Here is a 17,335-nt window from a genome sequence, read left to right as displayed (position 1 = left end):
ACTTATGATTCTTTTTTGTTATAGAATCAGGCTCTAACCCAATATCCTACTATGAAAAGCGTAAAAAACATCGCCCTGCTACTTGCTACCTTTCTTAACCTTCTCTACAAAAGCAGCCTCGCACAGTGCAGTGTTTCTAGTGAGCGTCCGCCAGGAACCGTAACTGAAACCAATTTATCCGGAAGTGATTTTGGTTGGGACGATGCAAGTGATGTACTCACATCAAATAACGATTATGCTTACGCAGGAGCAACACTTACTTTACTAAACCCCAGTAAGTATTCAAATTATATGACATTGACCAATTTCAGCATGTCAATTCCTGCAGCAGTAACTATTTGTGGAATAGTTGTACAAATTGACCGAAAAGCAAGCGGGCTAAGTCTTGGTGCCGTGGTTAGAGATTATCGTGTGCGTCTTGTAAAGGGTGGCGCTATTACCGGCAACAATAACGCCAGCGGAAGCGGATGGGCGGGCAGTGAAACGACAGCCACTTATGGAAGCTCCTCAGATTTGTGGGGCACAACGTGGACTCCAGCTGATATCAACAGTGGAAATTTTGGCTTTGCTCTTTCAGCTGAAATCAGTGGTTTGCTTGGGGTATTTCTTTCTGCTGATATTGATAATGTTCGGATCACGGTTTACTATCAACATATTGTGTTACCGGTAACTATTACGGGATTTCAGGGCACTCAAAAAGGGAATGCCATTGAATTAACCTGGGAAACAAAAGCAGAACATGGTATAAAAAAATTCATTGTTGAACGGCAATCAAGTCATTCAAGCTGGGAAACAATTCACGAGATTGATGCCGCAAATACAATGAATGAGAAAAAAACATTCCGAGCATATGATCTTCGGCCACAGACAAACAATAATTACCGGCTAAAACTCATCGACAAAAGTAATAACGTTTCTTATTCTGAAATATCAAATGTAAAATTGAAAAAGTCATCTGATGATCTCATCGTTGATGTGAACAGCAGTAACAAAACTATTTTAGTGTTTTCAAGTGAGCCTATCGTTTCCTGTAAAATATTCAGGGCCGACGGCTCTCTTATTAACCTCATTAAAAACTCATTTAACAAAAATCAGTTAGCCATACATGTTAACAGTCTCCCGGAGGGCAATTTCATTTTGCATGCAGAAACGAGAAGGAAACGAATAGCAAGGCAAATCAATGTCGGGAAGTAATAACCAGTCCTTATCTGCTGCTAAAACTTCGCTCTAAAACAAACTACACCCTTTTTATTTGCTCATTGGTCAAACTTGGGTACTTATCATTTCTGGCGTCTGTCAAGAATTCCTTTTTTAATTCATCAAAATAAATTCTTAAATTACTGTAAGAAACGGTTTCATTACAGCACCTAGTAGCATCGACAGAGAAAAAGTTAACGACAGACATATATTTTTTCATTAAAAGCCTTCTGTTATGAAACATTACCACATCGTCTCACGCATTGCCATCTATTTACTTTCCGTAATATTGATTGCATTTGGCATTTTTCATTACAAGAATCCGTACGATTTACTGATATACGTTCCCGATGGTTTACCCGGTGGAGTAATCTGGGTTTATATTGTGGGCACAGCCTTCATTTTAGCAGGCATTTCCTTCCTCACAAACAAATTTGTGAAGATTGCCGGTTATCTGCTGGCAGGTATGTTGATCTTTTTTGTATTAACCATCCACTTCCCGAATTCGATGAATGCAGGTGCACCTGAAATGCGGCAAATGGCCCTCATCAATTTATTAAAGGATACAGCTATTGCAGCGTTTGCGTTGCATGTTGCTGCCGGTGCATACAAACAGCATCTGCATTTTGATCATAACGATTAATTAAACAATCATCTCTAACTGCTTTTGAATTGAACTTTCTTACTGTAGCAAACAGCAAGTAATAGTGTATTGTGTTTGCCTTTAGTAACTCATCTCATCCAGCTTCACCTTTCCTTTAAAGGTCCAGAAGACAAATGCAGTGTACAAGCCAACTAACGGTGTACCAATGAGCGCAATAATGAGCAATATCTTCATTGTTTTTGCAGAGGCTGCGGCATTGTGAATGGTGATGCTGTTCTTAATATCGTTACTGGCATAAAGAAGGTATGGAAATATTTCAACTGCCACCATGATCAGTAATAACGCTATCGTTACTGCTGAACTCAGAAAAGCATATCGGTACAACCCCTTCTTGATTTGTCTGGGAATATTAGCAATAGCAAGGATCATCAGCACCGGTAATAAAAACAAACTTGGATTTTGTCTGAACTGATCACACAAGTGCGGAATATAAAGCAAGGTGTACAATGTTGTAATAACAAAACTCAACACAAAAAACACCGTAAAGTTATTCGCCAATAAATGCATTTTTGTGTACAGTCGGTTCTCTGTTTTCATAGTAAGATATATGGCTCCATGCATGAGAAAAAGTGCTAAGGTTGTGATGGAGACCATAATTGGAAACGGGTGAAAGAACGACATCCAGTTACCTGCAAACTCTTTGTCTGCATTCAACGGAATACCATACGCCACGTTACCCAACATCAATCCTAATGAAAGTGCTATAACAATGCAGGCGATGTTATAAACAATATCCCATGTTTTGCGCCACCACAGCATCGGCTCTTTACTTCGAAATTCGATTGCTACTGCACGAAAGATCAAGCCTACCATGAAGATCATAAAAGGAACATAAAATGCCGAAAAGATTGCAGCATAGGCCACAGGGAAACCGGCAAACAAAGCACCACCACCAATTACCAGCCACACTTCGTTGCCATCCCACACAGGACCGATTGCATTCATAGCTATACGACGACTCTGTTCTTTATTGAGTAAGAGATGCAGTGCACCTGCACCAAGATCGAACCCATCAAGAATTGCATAGCCACTGATAACGCCACCAAATACCAGGAACCACCAAACGTTGTAATCTAATCCGAGAAATGTTTCCATACTTATTGTTTCATGATTGGGTTGTTACGTTTACTGCTTTCTTCAATATCCTCTTTTGCATGATCACTTACCGGCCCATGTTTTATTTTTTTGTTTAGCAAATACAGAAATAAAACCAAAAGCAACATGTACACAACTGTAAACATGATCAGTGAAAACAAAACCTGGTTAGCTGTTACTGTTTTCGATAATGCATCAGACGTGCGAAGCAATCCATACACTACCCATGGTTGCCTTCCCATTTCTGCTGCAAACCATCCCGCCTGGTTTGCGATTTGAGGTAATATTACACTGAACACAAAGATCCACATCAACCATTTTGTTTCAAATAAACGATTGCGCTTCCATTGCCAAACGGCGAATAATGTCAGTGCTATCATGCTGATGCCACATGCCACCATCATATGATAGAACTGAAAGATGGCATTGATCTGTTTTGGACGATCACTTTCGGGAAATGCATTCAATCCTTTTACAGGTTCATTAAAATTTCCATGAAGTAAAAACGAAAGTCCGCCCGGAATTTTCAATCCACTCACCTCTTGCGTTTTGTTATTTACATAACCCAACAGAAACATATCGGCTTTCGCCAACGTATCATAATGCCCTTCAATTGCTGCAAGTTTAGCCGGTTGATTTTTTGCTACACCATCTGCACTTCGATGCCCTACAACTAATTGCATTAAGGAACAGGCTGTAGCAACGATCAGTGCAATTTTAAAAGAAGGCCGTGCAATTTCAAGATGACGTTTGCGGATAATGTAGTAAGCATTTACACTCAACACTAAGAAAGCGCCTGAAAGAAACGCACCTATCCACACATGCGTCAAACGATCAACACTGGATGGATTAAATACCATTGCCCAGAAATCGGTGATCTCTGCCCGTGCATTCATGCCCTCACCTACAATATGATAACCTGCAGGTGTTTGCTGCCAGGAGTTTGCAACAACGATCCAGATTGCAGAAAACAACGAACCAAGAAACACCATAATGGTGGAGAAGAAATGCACTCTTGAACTCACCCTGTTCCAACCAAAGATGAGAATCCCCAAAAAACCTGATTCAAGTGCAAAAGCAAAAATGCCTTCAGCCGCAAGGGCACTTCCGAAAATATCACCCACATATTTTGAATACGTTGCCCAGTTTGTACCAAATTCAAATTCCATGATGATACCAGTTGCTACACCAATACCAAAAATGAGTGCAAAGATCTTTATCCAGAAACGGGTGGCGTCTTCATAGATCTTGCGACCGGTTTTGAGATACATCCCTTCCATGATCACGAGGATCAACCCCAAACCTATACTCATTGGGGGATAGATATAATGAAAGGCAATTGTAAAAGCGAATTGTATGCGGGAAAGAATCTCTACATCCATGAGCGTGGTGATTGATGTAATACTGTTTAAAGTAAACAGCAGAACAAAGATACTTGAGGAACAAAAGCACATTCAGGAAGCACCGAAAATGTTTTTGAGATATACATACAGGTGTTTGTACCTCAGAAAGAATCCGTTAAAACACCTTTTTTTAAGCATTCCTGCAACAGTAGATTTGTTTTATCAAAAAGCCGTTGCTAACCTGAAAGAGAATCAACACACCTATTTTCAAACGGAGCACCTGAAACACTTGTAGGATCGATTATAAGCTAATCAAAAACCGGCAACTCAGTTATACTGTTGAGTCGGTTTTTTTCTTTTACCCAGGCATAAGTATATGTTCCGTTGCTGATCACCAGGTAGTTTACAGGAACCGACATGTTGTAACGTATGATCTGTTCCAACACATTTTCCGTTAACTCCACATCCATCGCTTTGCATTCGATCATCATCCAGGGTTGGTGATTACGATCAAACACCAACAGATCAAAACGTTTCTTCAATTCACCCAAAGCAATTTCTTTTTCAATACCAATAAATGCCGACGGGTATTGTTTTACCTGCAACATGTATTGAATGAGATTTTGCCGCACCCATTCTTCGGGAGTCAAACGCACCCATTGCTTACGCAAGTCATCAAAGATCAGTTCTTTCCCGTCTTCTTCTCTTATACGAAATGTGGGTGCAGGAAATTCAACCTTAATCATGCTCCAAAGTAAATGATTAATTTAGCAGAATTCAAAAAGATGAAAGCATGAAAACAAAAGAAGACATTGTTAAGAACTGGCTACCCCGTTACACCGGCAAACAACTCAAAGAATTTGGTGATTACATCCTCCTTACCAACTTCAGCAATTATGTAAATCTGTTTGCAGAATGGAACGGTGTAGAAGTTACGGGCAAGGATAAACCGATGCAATGTGCCACTGCAGATGGCATCACGATCATTAACTTTGGAATGGGTAGCGCCACAGCAGCAACAGTGATGGATCTGTTATCAGCCATTCAACCAAAAGCTGTTTTGTTTCTTGGTAAATGTGGTGGTTTAAAAGCAAAAAATAAAATCGGTGATCTTATTCTCCCTATTGCAGCTATACGTGGCGAAGGTACAAGCCGTGACTATTTCCCACCGGAAGTGCCCGCATTACCATCGTTCGCATTGCAAAAAGCGGTATCAACCACCATTCGTGACTATGATAGTGACTACTGGACAGGAACAGTTTACACCACCAACCGACGAGTGTGGGAGCATGACGAAGAGTTCAAAGCTTATCTTGAGAAAGTGAGAGCCATGGCCATTGATATGGAAACAGCAACAATTTTTATGGTTGGCTTCGCTAATCATATTCCAACCGGTGCATTGTTACTTGTGAGCGACAGCCCGATGACACCAGAAGGTGTAAAGACAGAAGAGAGTGATAAAAAAGTAACGACACATTTTGTAGAAAATCATATCAAGATCGGCATTGATTCATTGAAACAACTCATCAATAATGGCAACACTGTTAAACATCTTCGTTTTGAAGAATGATAAAACCACTGCTTGATATCACGAATCTTGAAGTAAACTTCAAAACAGAAGAAGGCTTGGTGAAAGCCATTCATGGTATTTCATTCAGTGTTGGCAAAGGAGAAACTGTTGCTGTGGTGGGCGAAAGCGGATCTGGAAAATCTGTTACTGCACTATCTGCATTGCAATTAATTCCGCAACCTCCGGCTTCTTATCCCAACGGCAATATCAATTTCACCAAAAAAGACGGTTCTGTTATTGATTTGCTTAAAGCTTCAGCAAAAGAAATGCAAGGTATTCGTGGTAATGAAATTGCCATGATCTTCCAGGAACCAATGACATCACTAAACCCCGTTTTCACCTGTGGAATGCAGGTTATGGAAGCCATACAACTGCATCAAAAAGTAAACAAAGAAGAAGCATCAAAGCGAACATTGCAATTATTTGAAAAAGTAAAGCTGCCGAACCCGGCATCTATGCTTAGCCGTTATCCACATCAGCTAAGCGGTGGACAAAAGCAACGGGTAATGATCGCTATGGCCATGAGTTGCAATCCATCACTATTAATTGCTGACGAACCAACTACAGCATTGGATGTGACAGTACAAAACACCATTCTCCAACTCATAAAAGAATTGCAACAGGAAACAGGGATGGGTGTTTTGTTTATTACGCATGATCTTGGTGTTGTACATGACATTGCAGATAAGATTGTAGTGATGTATAAAGGACAAATTGTTGAACAAGGTTCGGTACGAGATATTTTCGACAATCCTCAACATCCCTATACAAAAGCATTGCTTGCTTGCAGACCTGCACTACATTCAAAAGGAAAAAAATTGCCGGTGGTGAGTGATTTCTTAGAAGTAGAAAATGAAAAGTGGAAGGTGGAAAATGAAAACCCAAATCCCAATATCCAAATTCCAAACCACAAATCCCCAACACCGCTTCTTCAAATTCAAAACCTCAACGTTTGGTTTCCTGAGCAAAAGAAACTGTTTGGAAAATCTTCTTCTTACATCAAAGCAGTGAACAATGTAAGTTTTGATGTTTACAATGGTGAAACTTTAGGGCTTGTGGGTGAAAGTGGTTGTGGCAAAACAACATTGGGCCGTGCATTGCTTCGTTTGGTTGATACAACATCGGGTAGTATTTTGTTGAATGGTGAAAATATACTGAGCAAATCATCTGCGGCATTCAAACAACAACGCAAAGATCTGCAGATCGTTTTCCAGGATCCATACTCATCATTGAATCCACGTATCAGCATCGGTGATGCTATTGCCGAGCCGATGCTGGTGCATCAACTCAAACCCAACCAAAAAAAGGCAAAAGAAAAAGTGATGGAGCTGCTGGAGAAAGTAAATCTAACTCCAGATCATTTCAATCGTTATCCGCATGAGTTCAGTGGCGGACAACGGCAACGGATTGTAATAGCAAGGGCATTGGCGTTGCATCCCTCGTTTATAGTATGGGATGAATCTGTCTCGGCTCTTGATGTAAGTGTTCAGGCCCAGGTACTCAACCTGCTAAACGATCTGAAACAGGAATTCAACTTCACCTCTATCTTCATTTCACATGATCTTTCGGTGGTGCGTTATATCTGCGACCGTATTGTTGTGATGAATAAAGGCCAAATTGAGGAAATGGGCAACGCAGAAGAGATCTATTTCAGCCCCAAAACTGCCTACACACGTCAATTACTGGATGCTATTCCCGGGCGAACAGCACAGGTTAGTTAAGAGTGGATAAGTTTCCCTGATTTTCGCCTGAATTCCTTACCTTTGCACGCATTAAAAAGTAACAGGTTCAAACCCGGTGCCGTAAGACGGGGTTTGGAGAGTCACTCCCGAATACTCACCTTAACGCTGCGTTTGCACCCGTTACTAAAATTATAAAACGCAGTATGAAGTTATCACAGTTTACGTTCGACCTACCCCTCAACCTCATTGCCCAAAACCCTACAAAAAAACGTGAAGACAGCCGTTTGATGGTGGTTCACCGCAAAACAGGCCAAATTGAAAACCGTCAGTTCCGTGATATCATGGAATATTTCGACGACAAGGATGTTTTTGTAGTGAATAACACCAAAGTATTTCCTGCCCGAATGTATGGTCGTAAGGAAAAAACAGGCGCTAAAATCGAAGTATTTCTTCTTCGTGAATTAAATAAGCAAAACCGTTTATGGGATGTAATTGTTGATCCCGCAAGAAAGATACGTGTTGGTAACAAATTATATTTCGGCGATACAGAAGACCTGGTTGCAGAAGTAATTGACAATACCACTTCACGTGGTCGTACCATTCGTTTCTTGTTTGATGGTACAGATGAAGAGTTCCGCACAGTGTTGTATGCAATGGGCGAAACTCCACTTCCAAAATACATTAAGCGTAAACCTGATGATGAAGATCGTGAGCGTTACCAAACAGTATTTGCAAAACACGAAGGTGCTGTTGCAGCTCCTACTGCAGGTATGCACTTTAGCCAGGAGTTGATCAAACGTTTGGAAATACAAGGAGTACGTTTTGCAGAAGTAACATTGCATACAGGTTTAGGAACTTTCCGTCCTATTGAAGTGGAAGACCTGAGCAAACATAAAATGGATGCCGAGTATTATAAGATCGATGATTTCTCTTGTAAGATCGTAAACAAAGCAAAAGAAGGAAAGAATCGTATTTGTTCTATTGGCACTACTACAATGCGTGCATTGGAAACTTCATTTACTGCACAGCAATTATTAAAACCAAGCGAAGGCTGGACGAATATTTTCATTCACCCTCCTTATAATTTTAATATTGCCGATTCACTGGTTACAAACTTCCACTTGCCAAAAACAAGTCTGTTAATTATGACCTGTGCATTTGCCGGTTACGATCTTACGATGGAAGCTTACAAAAAAGCAATTAAAGACAAATACCGTTTCTTCAGTTATGGAGATGCGATGTTGGTGATCTGATTATACAATCCCTCTCCCAACCGAGAGGGATTTTTTCTTTTACCACAAATACAGAAAGCAGCACAAAGTATTTTCTTCGTGTAATTTGCGGCCTGATGACTTTGTGATCAAACTTATTCAAATGAATAGCAAAACAGCAAAAGAATCGTTTATAATAATGACAGAGTTGGTACTTCCCAACGACACTAATGTATTTGGTAACCTCATGGGTGGCCGTTTAATGTATTGGATGGATATTGCCTCTGCATTGGCAGCAGGCAAGCATTGTAACTCACCGGTAGTAACAGCAAGCGTTGATAATATTTCGTTTGAGAACCCCATCAAGCTGGGGAACGTAGTACATATTGAAGCAAAAGTTTCAAGAGCATTCAACAGTTCTATGGAAGTACATATGAAAGTGTGGGGAGAAGATACTGTTCAGCAATACCGTTACAAAAGCAACGAAGCGTATTATACATTTGTTGCGCTTGATCCAAACCGCAAGCCTAAACCTGTAGCACAATTAATTCCTGAAACAGAAGAAGAAATAAAACTGTTTGAAGGTGCATTGCGTCGCAGACAATTGCGTTTAATTCTTGGCGGAAAGATGAAACCAAATGATGCAGCGGAATTGAAGGCTTTGTTTACAGGTGAGTAAATTCTATTAGCAATAGAACAGATTGGATCAACAAAATGATTTTGCTCCTCAATGCTCATGATGCTGTTGCTCCAGGTGAAAACTCTCTCCGCAATGAGGACATTTTATTGTTTTCTTACCACGCAGGTGCTGCACCTCTTCCAGGAAGCCTGCTGTTATAATCCCTGCGGGTAAAGCAAAGATGGCAACGCCACTCAGCATGATGACACCTGTCATTACTTTTCCGATTATTGTAACAGGTATCATATCACCAAAACCAACAGTGGTGAGCGTTACAATAGCATACCATAGTGTTGCAGGTATGCTGGAGAAAACAGTGGGCTGCGCAGTGTGTTCAGCAAAATACATTATACTGGATGCGATAATGATAAGGATAAGAATAAGCACCACACTCAGCTTCAGATCGCTTGCCCTTTTTACAAATACATTCCTGATCATTTTTGCCGACTTCATATAAGCCGTGAGCCTGAACAGACGTAAAAAACGAAGCAGGCGAAGAATACGCAGCATCCGCAGATCAAGCCCAACAATAACATGCACATAAAAAGGAAGTATTGCCAGCAGATCGATCAACCCTTCAGCCGAAAACATATATTTGATGCGTCCGAAAAAAGTATGTTTATACCGGGGATCATGATCAGAACTCCATACCCGCAATACATACTCAATTGTAAAAATGATCACGGAGATCAGATCGAAGTAATAAAAGAATGTCAGGTATTTATCATGTAACGATGGTACCGTTTCAAGAATAACCACTAACACATTTGATATAATGAGAAAGATAATAAATGCATTAACGGTCTTATCCCATTTGGTTTCACCCAGCTCCGGGTGAAGAAGGATATGTACTTTTTTCCTCGTTGCGTGATACATGCAGTAGTTTTTGGCAATTTTAAAGTTAGTGAATAATACAAGTAGTACAACCCATTCCGGCATGGCTTAAAAACAAAAAAGGATGAATCGTTATTCATCCTTTTGTTTGGTCTGCTGCCAGAATTATTTATCGATCACGCTCATCAGGTGGTGTTTTCCTTTGAGCATGTATTTCTTACTTTGTTCAATTGCATCCATTACCTGGTCAAGAATTTCTTCAACAGGAGCATTGTAATCAATGTTCATTGGTTCTTTAATTGTAACAGAAAGAAGGCTTCCTCGCTTTTTAAACTTCAATCCCTTTTTATTGAATGCACGCCAAAATCCATTGATCACAATCGGCACAACAATGGGCTGGTTCTGTTTAATGATGTATGCCGTTCCTTTACGACCGGGAGCAAATGGTTTTGTTGTTCCCTGCGGGAATGTAATTACCCAGCTATCATTCAACGCTCTTGCAATTTTTCTTGTATCCCCCGGATCAAGGCCACGCTGCACTTCTTTACCTTCTGCACGCCACGTACGCTTCACCGTGAGTGCACCGGCACTCGCAAACAAACGGGTGAGCCATGTATCTTTCATGGTTTCTGCAGCTGCCACATAATAAATTTTTGTGATGGGATTCAGCAGATAATAAGGAATCCCGAGGCCTTTGTACCTGCCCCATTTCGCTGCAAAAAAGATATGCAGGAAGGTGATGACATCAGCAAAATAGGTCTGGTGATTACTTACAAATAACACATTCCGTTTAGGAAGATCTTTTAATCGTTCTGCGCCATTTACCTGCAGCTTGTTAATGAGGGCAATGCCCGGGTAAGTAGCTGCACCAACAACACCGTACACCACACGACGCAACAAATTCAAATTCTTAATTCGTTCGAAAAAAGTTGACATGGTTAAAGTTGATTGACGTCCCTGATGGGACGTGCAAGATAACAATTTGGTAACATTCCAAACATTATTTTTCCAATAATTATCACACAAATAACCTTTGATCATGAAACAGTTATACGTCTTTGTCGTCATTTTACTTTTTACCAGAACTTTAGTTGCACAAAACCTTCCGACCTGCAACCCTTATCCAAAAACGATCACTGTAACAGGTACTTCAGAAATGGAAATTGTGCCAAATGAAATATATGTGCAGGTAGATCTAAAAGAATATAAAAAAAAGGGAGAAGAAAAAGTTGAATTGGAAACAATCAAACAGGATTTTTTGCGTAATTGCAAATCTGTTGGCATTCCTGATTCGCTAATAACTATCGCCTCTTTTGAAGGTGCAAACGGAGATGATTGGTGGCGTAAGAAAAAAACTGACCCGCAATTATTATCATCCATTTCTTATCAAATAAAATTTTCTGAAAATAGTAAAATGCAACTACTGGCAGAGAAACTCAATGATGAAGCAACAGTTAGTTTTAGAGTTGCACGTGTCTGGCATACACAGATGACAGAATTCAGGAAACAACTAAAAGTTAATGCCATAAAAGCAGCCAAAGAAAAATGCATTTATTTAACGGAAGCAATTGGTGAAAAAATAAGTCATGCGATCACAATCATAGAGAAGGACCAGAACAATTTAGTTTATCCAATGCAACATAGGCTCAACAATTCCAATTCAATATTATCTGAAGACAAAGTATCTGGTGACGGAAACGGTAGCGGTAATGTAAGCTTCAAAAAAATAAAAATTGAATTTTCAATTGATGTTGTTTATGCATTACATTAATTTATTTTTTCAGTAAGTTTTTTTGGTTAAAGTTTGCGTCATGAAGTTGAAGGCGGTTATTTTCGATATGGATGGTTTACTCATTGACAGTGAACCGTTATGGCAGGAGGCCGGCAGCGAAACGCTTGCAGAATTCGGCAAAGAACTTACACTTGAGCAATACCATACTTCTACGGGTTTGCGCACGGAAGAATGGATCCAGCATTGGTTCCATTATTTTGATGTGCCGATGGAGCATGCGGCAGCTGCAATTGATACCATTATCAGTAAAGCCATTTCAAAAATTGACGAAAAAGGGATTGCCTTTCCCGGGGTTGATCATATTATCCCGTTCGTTAAAGCCCATTCGCTGAAAGTTGGTCTTGCAACCTCTTCTCCACTTTCATTGGTTGATGTGGTGTTGAAAAAACTTCATCTGCAAAACAGTTTCGACGCAATTACATCGGCAGAAAAACTTCCGTTTGGCAAACCACATCCTGAGGTATATCTCAATTGCGCTGCAGAATTAGGTGTGGCAGGAATGGACTGTATTGCATTTGAAGATTCATTCAATGGCATGATCGCTGCAAAGGCTGCCCGAATGAAATGTGTAATTGTTCCTGCTGTTGCAGACTATGAACATCCAAAATGGAATGCTGCAGATTTGAAATTAGGTTCGCTTACTGAATTTGACGAACAGAAATTGCAGTTGTTTTTATAATTGCTCCATCAACTGATGCGACGTTAGCGTTTCACGCAAAAGCGCAAGTAGTTTCCGTTTATCGGCAAAGCCAATAAAGCTTCCGTCGGTGTTTATTACTGAAAGGCACCATAATCCTGAGATATCAAACAATCGCATAATTTTTTGAATATCGTCTTTTACCGAAACAGTGTACTGTGGTTTTACCATCACTTCAGAGATCAGCTTTCTGTCAAATACTTCCTCCTTTAATAAAATTGATTTTACATCGTCAAGATAAACAAGCCCAATCAGCTTGCGTTCTTCATTTAAGACAGGGAATACCGTTTGATCGGTAATTAAAAAAGCATCAGATAATTTTCGAAAAGCATCATTGGGTCGTAACGCAATAAAGTTTCGATCAACAACCGCTTCAGGTTTAATATTATTCAGCAACACAAGTTCTTTATCATCAATTTTAAATCCTTTTTGCGCAAGTTTCTCTGTATAAATGGAATAAGGTTCAAACGCACGGGTAATAAAATAACTCACTGCTGCCACAATCATCAATGGAACAAACAGTGTATAGCCTCCTGTTACTTCTGCAATTAAGAAGATAGCTGTGAGCGGCGCATGCACTACCCCGCTGAGAATGCCGGCCATTCCTGCAGCTACAAAATTAACAGTAAGTAACTCTTTCCATCCGGTTGTATTAAAGAAATGAGCAAATGTAAAACCGGTAACAGCTCCAGTAAATAATGTTGGCGCAAAAATGCCCCCGTTACCTCCTGCATGAATGGTAACTGCCGATGCAATTACTTTGAATAATACAACTCCGATGGCAATCAGCAATAACACATAAGGATTAGTTACCCACTCTTTATAAAACGTATTACTCAATAATTTTGATGTATCACTTTTAAACAATGCTGCAATGGTTGAATAACCTTCGCCATATAAAACAGGGAATAAAAAAATAAGAAAGCCAAGCAGCAATCCGCCGCCAATTGCTTTCGGTAATACTTTTTTTGCAGAAGCAATTTTCTTTTCCGTCCAGAAATAAACCCGCATGAAATAAACCGATACCAATCCGCATAAACCGCCTAATAAAAGATAAAATGGAATTGCATCTGTTCGCCAATCTTTAGTGAGCAGGTAAAATAAATGTTCATTATAAAGCAGCCGGGAAACTACTGCTCCGCTTGCGGAAGCGATCAATACCGGAATGAATGTAGGAATTGAAAATTCAGCCAGCAATACTTCCATCGCAAATAACACACCGGCAACAGGTGTATTGAATACTGCTGCAATGCCCGCTGCTGCACCGCAGGCAAGCAGAACCACCCGTTCTTTATGACTCAATAAAAAAACACGTGCAATATTTGATCCGAAAGCGGAACCTGTTATCACAATCGGTGCTTCCAAACCTACTGAACCACCAAAGCCAACTGTAACAGCACTGCTTACCATATGGCTGTACATATTATCAGGTGAAATATTGCCGTGCCGTTTTGAAATCGACTGGATAATATTACTTATACCATTGCCTATTTTGCCCTTCCTTATCTTCTGTACAAAAAAAACAGTAATAAGAATACCAATGAGTGGCAGAAGATAATAGAGATACTGCCAGTTGTGCCCCTTAAATCCTTCACGCAAAATATACTGTAAGGCATGAACTGATTTTTTTAAGGCTACTGCAACCAAACCCACAGCCACGCCCACGATGATGCTTGCGACTAAAAGAAAATTTCTGTCGCTGATATGAGCGGCCCTGTACTGATTAATATTTTTTACAACAGACCTAATGGACATAGTGATCAGGCGAATTCCAACAGTTCATCAAATGAAGGAACTGTGATCTGCCTGTCGGCAAGATAATTCAATAATTCGTTGGATGAACAGAAAGCAATTCCAACGCCTACATGCTTGATCATACAAAGATCATTCTCGCCATCACCAACTGCAATAGCGTTATTGATATCTATACTGTAATGTTTGAGAATATGCTGCACAGCATTTGTTTTGCAAATGGTGTGTTTACAAAGTGAATGTTGTGTATTAAAAAAGAAGGATGGCAATTTCACTTCGCCCGTTGCCACACTTTTTGAAAACTCCAGTTCATTGGCCAATGAAAAGTCGGCACCAATTTTTGTTTTGATGTGATTGGTAACAACATCATAGCTATCGCTGATGATACCGACTACATAACCCCTGCGCTTTAATTCGGTGATCACTTCTTTTGTGTGATGCACAACAGGAATACTCTCTGCCACAGCAAGTATCTGCGAAAGATTCAATCCCTTCAGCAGCTTTGCAATATTTTTTGTTACACTTGTTGCATCGCTTCCACTGGTGCGTATATCGAGTAATTCCTTTTCAAAGCCATAAAGTTTGGCACAGGTATCAATAAAACGGCCACGGAGTATTGTATTATCCATATCAAAAATGGCGATCTTTTCCAACCCCATCAAACTTTCACGAATAGCAAAATCCATTTGGTCACGTATTTCGGAAAAAGACTGCAGCTCTTCCAGGTTCGCATTGGGTTTGTTTTGCTGCATTGCTTTCTGAATAATGGCACGTGACACTTCTTTACTCATTTTACCCAATGCCTGCCACGGTTTACTTTTATTATCGATATAGCCAATATTCACTTCGGTAATACGTGCCTTTTGCAGATACATATCGATGAGTATCCCGATATCAACGCCATAATCATCATAAAAATCGATCTTTTCAAAAAACTGTTTACGGCCTGCGATCATACCACTCAACGGTTGTTCAAAGTCTGAGAGATCAGGAAATAAAATATTGAGCAATGGCTTTGCAACAAGCTCTGTTACACGGCCGGCATTACGTTCGAATGTTGCCTTTACAAAGTCATGCGTATCGTTAATGATCGGATCGATCAGGTTACAAATTGTTTTTGGCGGATAAGGATTAATATCGCCATCCAGAAAAAGAAGAATATCATTTGTTGCACAGAGCATACCTTCTTTCATGGAAGCTCCTTTGCCGAGTTGTGTGCTGGTAATTACTTTTGCCCCGGCTGCGATTGATCGTTTAACAGTGTCATCGAATGATTTATCATCCACTACAATTACTTCTGACACATGTTTATTTTCAAATGCAAACTTAATAACACTCTCAACTGTTTCGGCTTCATTCAATACAGGGATGATTACTGTTACCATACAGATACATTTTTTAGTTAGAAATCGGGATGAATTACAGTCAGTTGACACAGAGTACTGGCAGAACAATAAATTCCCGCCGGGTGTATTGCAAGATGAATGCCATAAAAAATGGTTGCATCGAAAAAAAGAACCCGATTGCCTGAGAAAGTTTAAAAACTGTTGAAATTCTTTCTGTTAGAAAGATAGCCATAAAAAAAGGATATCCTGTTGAGATATCCTTTCCACCAGAAATAAATAATAATTATTTAAACGCATTGATACCTGTTACGTCCATTCCTGTAATGAGCAGGTGAATGTCGTGCGTACCTTCATACGTGATCACACTTTCGAGGTTCATCATGTGGCGCATAACAGAGTACTCACCAGTAATGCCCATTCCTCCAAGCATCTGCCGTGCATCACGACAAATATTGGTTGCAATTTCGCAACTGTTACGTTTAGCCATACTCACCTGTTGCGGCGTAGCTCTTCCTTCACTCATTAATACACCAAGGCGCCAATTTAATAATTGCGCTTTGGTTATTTCAGTGATCATCTCTGCCAATTTTTTTTGTTGCAATTGAAATCCGGCGATTGGTCTGTCGAACTGAATACGTTCCTTGCTGTAACGCAAAGCAGTGTCATAACAATCCATTGCCGCACCTAACACACCCCATGCAATGCCGTAGCGTGCTTTTGTTAAACAACCCAACGGCCCTTTCAATCCTTTTACATTCGGTAAAATATTTTCTTTAGGCACTTTTACATTATCAAAAACCAATTCACCTGTTGCACTTGCACGCAAACTCCACTTGCCATGTGTTGTTGGAGTTGAAAAACCTTCCATTCCTCTTTCCACAATCACACCACGCACAATACCTTCTTCATCTTTTGCCCAAACAACTGCGACCTGCGAAAATGGCGCATTACTGATCCACATTTTTGCACCATTCAAAATAACATGATCACCTGCATCTTTTATATTCGTCAACATACTGCTCGGATCACTGCCATGATTGGGCTCTGTTAATCCAAAACAACCTAACCATTCACCACTTGCCAACTTCGGTAAATATTTTTTACGTTGTTCTTCGTTACCATAAGCATAGATCGGATACATCACTAAACTTCCCTGCACACTTGCAGTTGAACGCACACCACTATCACCACGTTCAAGTTCCTGCATCATCAAACCATAACTGATATAATCCAAACCACCGCCGCCATATTCAACCGGCACAGTTGGACCAAAGCAACCTAAGTCGCCCATTTGTTTAACGATCTGCACCGGGAACTCTGCTTTTTGTGCATAGTCTTCAATGATGGGAGAAATTTCTTTTTTTACGTAGCTGCGAACGGCATCTCGAATTAACTTATGTTCTTCGGTTAACAATTCATCTACTAAAAAATAATCGGGGCTTTGAAATAAGTCTTGTTTCACTGACATAGCAA

16 protein-coding genes are annotated in these 17,335 nt (G+C 40.1%); 8 read left to right on the top strand and 8 right to left on the bottom strand.

Annotated elements, in window-relative coordinates; all coding sequences use genetic code 11:
• Positions 1-51: 51 nt before the first annotated feature.
• Together H4075_RS08270 and H4075_RS08265 are read left to right on the top strand one after the other, a co-directional pair.
• Positions 52-1,194 carry a fibronectin type III domain-containing protein gene (locus H4075_RS08270; RefSeq protein WP_182805842.1) on the top strand — a complete coding sequence of 381 codons (1,143 nt, stop codon included), beginning with the start codon at positions 52-54 and terminating at the stop codon, positions 1,192-1,194.
• 238 nt (positions 1,195-1,432) lie between these two features.
• The gene (locus tag H4075_RS08265; protein WP_182805840.1) at positions 1,433-1,840 is read left to right on the top strand and encodes a DoxX family protein; all 408 of its coding nucleotides are present in this window, start codon (positions 1,433-1,435) and stop codon (positions 1,838-1,840) included.
• A gap of 81 nt (positions 1,841-1,921) precedes the next feature.
• Here the strand turns inward: H4075_RS08265 and cydB are convergent, their stop codons facing one another.
• The 3 genes from cydB to H4075_RS08250 form a co-directional block, all read right to left on the bottom strand.
• Complete coding sequence (gene cydB / locus H4075_RS08260; protein WP_182805838.1) at positions 1,922-2,956, bottom strand: cytochrome d ubiquinol oxidase subunit II; 1,035 nt, start codon at positions 2,954-2,956, stop codon at positions 1,922-1,924.
• Between the two features lie 2 nt (positions 2,957-2,958).
• Positions 2,959-4,338, bottom strand: coding sequence for a cytochrome ubiquinol oxidase subunit I (locus H4075_RS08255; RefSeq protein WP_182805836.1), 1,380 nt, complete (start codon positions 4,336-4,338; stop codon positions 2,959-2,961).
• A gap of 269 nt (positions 4,339-4,607) precedes the next feature.
• Positions 4,608-5,045 (bottom strand): type I restriction enzyme HsdR N-terminal domain-containing protein, encoded by a 438-nt coding sequence (locus H4075_RS08250; protein ID WP_182805834.1) that lies wholly within the window; start codon positions 5,043-5,045, stop codon positions 4,608-4,610.
• Positions 5,046-5,092: 47 nt separating this feature from the next.
• On the opposite strand from H4075_RS08250, the gene H4075_RS08245 reads away from it, so the two are divergent.
• From H4075_RS08245 to H4075_RS08230, 4 genes are all read left to right on the top strand, one after another.
• The gene (locus H4075_RS08245) at positions 5,093-5,869 is read left to right on the top strand and encodes an AMP nucleosidase (protein WP_182805832.1); all 777 of its coding nucleotides are present in this window, start codon (positions 5,093-5,095) and stop codon (positions 5,867-5,869) included.
• Positions 5,866-7,590 (top strand): ABC transporter ATP-binding protein, encoded by a 1,725-nt coding sequence (locus H4075_RS08240; protein WP_182805830.1) that lies wholly within the window; start codon positions 5,866-5,868, stop codon positions 7,588-7,590. The genes H4075_RS08245 and H4075_RS08240 overlap by 4 nt, the downstream gene beginning before the upstream one ends.
• 164 nt (positions 7,591-7,754) lie before the next feature.
• Positions 7,755-8,804 carry a tRNA preQ1(34) S-adenosylmethionine ribosyltransferase-isomerase QueA gene (gene queA, locus H4075_RS08235; protein WP_182805828.1) on the top strand — a complete coding sequence of 350 codons (1,050 nt, stop codon included), beginning with the start codon at positions 7,755-7,757 and terminating at the stop codon, positions 8,802-8,804.
• A gap of 121 nt (positions 8,805-8,925) precedes the next feature.
• Positions 8,926-9,441 (top strand): acyl-CoA thioesterase, encoded by a 516-nt coding sequence (locus H4075_RS08230; RefSeq protein ID WP_182805826.1) that lies wholly within the window; start codon positions 8,926-8,928, stop codon positions 9,439-9,441.
• A gap of 48 nt (positions 9,442-9,489) precedes the next feature.
• On the opposite strand, the gene H4075_RS08225 is transcribed toward H4075_RS08230, so the two are convergent.
• Both H4075_RS08225 and H4075_RS08220 read right to left on the bottom strand, forming a co-directional pair.
• Entirely contained in the window at positions 9,490-10,317 is an 828-nt protein-coding gene (locus H4075_RS08225) for an ion transporter (RefSeq protein WP_182805824.1), read from the bottom strand.
• Between the two features lie 123 nt (positions 10,318-10,440).
• Positions 10,441-11,211, bottom strand: coding sequence for a lysophospholipid acyltransferase family protein (locus tag H4075_RS08220; RefSeq protein ID WP_182805822.1), 771 nt, complete (start codon positions 11,209-11,211; stop codon positions 10,441-10,443).
• A 103-nt stretch (positions 11,212-11,314) separates the two neighbouring features.
• On the opposite strand from H4075_RS08220, the gene H4075_RS08215 reads away from it, so the two are divergent.
• The gene (locus H4075_RS08215) at positions 11,315-12,046 is read left to right on the top strand and encodes an SIMPL domain-containing protein (protein ID WP_182805820.1); all 732 of its coding nucleotides are present in this window, start codon (positions 11,315-11,317) and stop codon (positions 12,044-12,046) included.
• Between the two features lie 40 nt (positions 12,047-12,086).
• Positions 12,087-12,746: a hexitol phosphatase HxpB gene (hxpB, locus tag H4075_RS08210; protein ID WP_182805819.1), complete on the top strand. Its 660-nt coding sequence runs from the start codon at positions 12,087-12,089 to the stop codon at positions 12,744-12,746.
• Here the strand turns inward: hxpB and H4075_RS08205 are convergent.
• The 3 genes from H4075_RS08205 to H4075_RS08195 form a co-directional block, all read right to left on the bottom strand.
• On the bottom strand, positions 12,741-14,519 hold the full coding sequence (locus H4075_RS08205; RefSeq protein WP_182805817.1) for a chloride channel protein: 1,779 nt from the start codon (positions 14,517-14,519) through the stop codon (positions 12,741-12,743). The genes hxpB and H4075_RS08205 overlap by 6 nt on opposite strands.
• 5 nt (positions 14,520-14,524) lie before the next feature.
• A complete protein-coding gene (locus tag H4075_RS08200; RefSeq protein ID WP_182805815.1) occupies positions 14,525-15,901 on the bottom strand; it encodes an HAD-IB family phosphatase in 1,377 nt (458 codons plus the stop codon).
• A gap of 244 nt (positions 15,902-16,145) precedes the next feature.
• Positions 16,146-17,330, bottom strand: a complete 1,185-nt coding sequence (locus H4075_RS08195) for an acyl-CoA dehydrogenase family protein (RefSeq protein ID WP_220494902.1) — start codon at positions 17,328-17,330, stop codon at positions 16,146-16,148.
• Positions 17,331-17,335 lie beyond the last annotated feature (5 nt).

The sequence above is a fragment of the Lacibacter sediminis genome (assembly GCF_014168535.1).
Lineage (GTDB): Bacteria > Bacteroidota > Bacteroidia > Chitinophagales > Chitinophagaceae > Lacibacter > Lacibacter sediminis.
The sequence above is the reverse complement of the archived record's forward strand: the minus strand, read 5'-3'. Positions and strand labels throughout refer to the sequence as shown.